This window comes from Arthrobacter sp. SAFR-044 (assembly GCF_051965175.1).
Lineage (GTDB): Bacteria > Actinomycetota > Actinomycetes > Actinomycetales > Micrococcaceae > Arthrobacter.
In genome coordinates, this window is sequence record NZ_JBQCMK010000029.1 from 1 (window position 1) to 2810 (window position 2810).

2 protein-coding genes and 1 pseudogene are annotated in these 2810 nt (G+C 66.4%); 2 read left to right on the plus strand and 1 reads right to left on the minus strand.

All coding sequences use genetic code 11. The features are described 5' to 3' along the window. Nucleotides 1-1674: transketolase-like TK C-terminal-containing protein (locus ACTHQS_RS20960; protein ID WP_440172718.1), on the plus strand; the 1674-nt coding region annotated here is incomplete at its 5' end. 79 nt (nt 1675-1753) lie between these two features. Continuing rightward, nucleotides 1754-2458 (plus strand): nicotine blue oxidoreductase, encoded by a 705-nt coding sequence (nboR, locus tag ACTHQS_RS20965; RefSeq protein WP_440172720.1) that lies wholly within the window; start codon nt 1754-1756, stop codon nt 2456-2458. Between the two features lie 64 nt (nt 2459-2522). Here nboR and ACTHQS_RS20970 read toward each other — a convergent pair. Next, nucleotides 2523-2810 (minus strand): annotated as a pseudogene (locus ACTHQS_RS20970) (HNH endonuclease signature motif containing protein); the annotation flags it as partial.

Sequence of the window (2810 nt, forward strand, 5' to 3'; positions counted from 1 at the left end):
CTCGTCGCGGACCTCACCGATGACCAGATCTGGAACCTCAAGCGCGGCGGCCACGACTACCGCAAGGTCTACGCCGCGTACAAGGCCGCCACCGAGTTCAAGGGCAAACCCACCGTCATCCTCGCCCACACCGTCAAGGGCTACGGCCTCGGACCAAGGTTTGAGGGGCGGAATGCCACGCATCAGATGAAGAAACTGACGGTTGAGGATCTCAAGGACTTCAGGGATTACCTGCGCATTCCCATTTCGGATGAACAGCTGGACGCTGACCCCTACCGCCCGCCCTATTTCCACCCGGGCCTCGATGCGCCCGAAATCGCCTACCTCCTCGAACGGCGGAGCGTGCTGGGCGGTTTTGTTCCCGAGCGCCGCGGCGGACCCGGGGCTGTTGATCTTCCGGACGCCAAATCCTACGAGGTGGCCAAGCGCGGCTCGGGAAAGCAGATGGCGGCCACCACCATGTCATTTGTGCGCCTGCTCAAGGACTTGCTCCGTGACAAAAAGTTCGGGAACCGGATCGTTCCCATCGTGCCGGACGAGTCACGCACCTTCGGCATGGATGCATTCTTCCCGACCGCGAAGATCTATAGCCCGGCAGGGCAGAACTATCTGTCCGTGGACCGGGACCTGGTCCTGGCCTACAAGGAATCCCCCGCCGGGCAGCTGATCCACCCGGGCATCAACGAAGCCGGCGCCGTGGCAGCATTCACCGCCGCCGGAACCTCCTACGCCACCCACGGCGTCCCCCTGGTCCCGGTCTACGTGTTCTACTCCATGTTCGGCTTCCAGCGCACCGGCGACGCGTTCTGGGCCGCCGGGGACCAGATGACCCGCGGGTTCATCATCGGCGCCACCGCAGGACGGACCACCCTCACCGGCGAGGGCCTCCAGCACGCCGACGGACACTCACCCCTGCTGGCCTCCACCAACCCGGCCGTCCTCACCTACGACCCCGCCTACGGCTACGAAATCGGACACATCGTCCGCTCAGGCCTGGAACGCATGTACGGGGACGGGTCCGAAGGACACAACGGCGATAAGAACGTCATGTACTACCTCACCGTGTACAACGAACCCATCATCCAGCCCGCAGAACCCGAGAACCTCGACGTGCAGGGTGTGCTGGGCGGCATCTACCGGGTGTCGGCGTCGAGTATAGAAGGACCGAAGGCACAGATCCTCGCCTCCGGCGTCTCCGTGCCTTGGGCCATCGAAGCCCAGCGCGTGCTGGCCGATGACTGGAACGTCTCCGCCGACGTCTGGTCCGTGACCTCCTGGAACGAACTGCGCCGCGACGGCCTCGCCGCCGAAGAGGAAGCCTTCCTCAACCCCGGCCAGCCCGCCCGCGTCCCGTTCGTCACCCAGCAACTCGAAGGCGCCACCGGCCCCATCGTCGCCGTCTCCGACTACATGAAAGCCGTCCCGGACCAGATCCGGCAATTCGTCCCCAACGAATTCGCCACCCTCGGCGCCGACGGCTTCGGCTTCTCCGACACCCGCGCAGCAGCCCGCCGCTACTTCAAGAACGACACCCACTCCATCGTGGTGAAAGCGCTGCAGATGCTCGCAGCGAGGGGCGAAGTGGAGGAGGGCGCACCGTCATACGCCATGGACCGCTACAAGCTCCTGGACGTGAACGCCGGCACCACCGGTGGCGCGGGTGGGGACGCCTGAGAACCACTGCCGGCAGGAGTCGGGGCAGTTTCCGGGGGGAGGCTGCCCCGACCGCTTTGGCATTGGCTAGGGTGCAGCTATGAAGAAGACGGACGCGCCCGGACCCGTAGGCCCGACTGGCCGCGGGGTGACTGGCGTCGTCCTTGCGGCCGGAGCGGGCACCCGCCTGGGACTGGGACCAAAGGCGCTGCTGCCCTACCGGGGCCGACCGCTGGTGGAGTCCGTCGCCAACACACTGCTCGACGGCGGCTGCCGGGAAGTGGTGGTGGTCCTGGGGGCAGGAGCATCTGAAGTTCAGTCAGTTGCCAGCCTCGACCGCTTCCGGGTAGTGAAAAACCCGGAGTGGCAGACGGGCATGGGCAGCTCGTTCATCCTCGGAAACCAAGCCGCGGATCCCGGAAGCCACCTTTTGATAGCGCTTGTGGACCAGCCCGGACTGACCCGTGAAACGGTGGCACGGTTGCTGGCCCGGCACCGGACGGGCCGGATCACCGCCGCCGCTTACCGCCGCGCATTCGCCGAGGGCGGGCTGCCGGACCATCACGGCCGCAAAGACAACGCCGGCCACGGAGACAACCGCGGGCAATCGGGGCAGCTTCGCCGCGGGCACCCCCTGTTCATCGACGCCTCCCTGCGGGAGGCCGTATGCGCAACGGTGACGGGCGACGCCGGGGCGCGCGGCTTCCTGCGCTCACACCCGAACCTGGTGGATGAAGTGGACTGCAGCGATCAGTCCACCGGGGAAGATGTGGATACGCCGGACCAGCTGGGCCTTCTCCAGTAGCAGCCGAGTTCCACTGGCACCCGACCACCACCAGAAGGCCACCTTCAGCAGCACGCGAAGACGGTCAGGCGTGGGCGCGCAGGAACCGCTCAAGGGCCTCTTCCCAGGGCGACCCGCTGTGGTGAACGACGTCGACACCGCCCGAAGGCAGTCCCCTGGGCCATCGCGGTGGTTCCCAGTCCTGGTGTTCGCTCGGGTAGTGGCGGCCGGAGGGTGAGGTCCAGCCCGGTGGTTCATTCTTCGTGGCAGGGGTGGGTTTCCAGCCGGTGCTGTGCCGAAGTTTGTGATGTTTCGGGCAGGGCTGTCCCAGGTTGCTGATCCCTGTGGTGCCGCCGTTGGCCCAGGCGAGGAT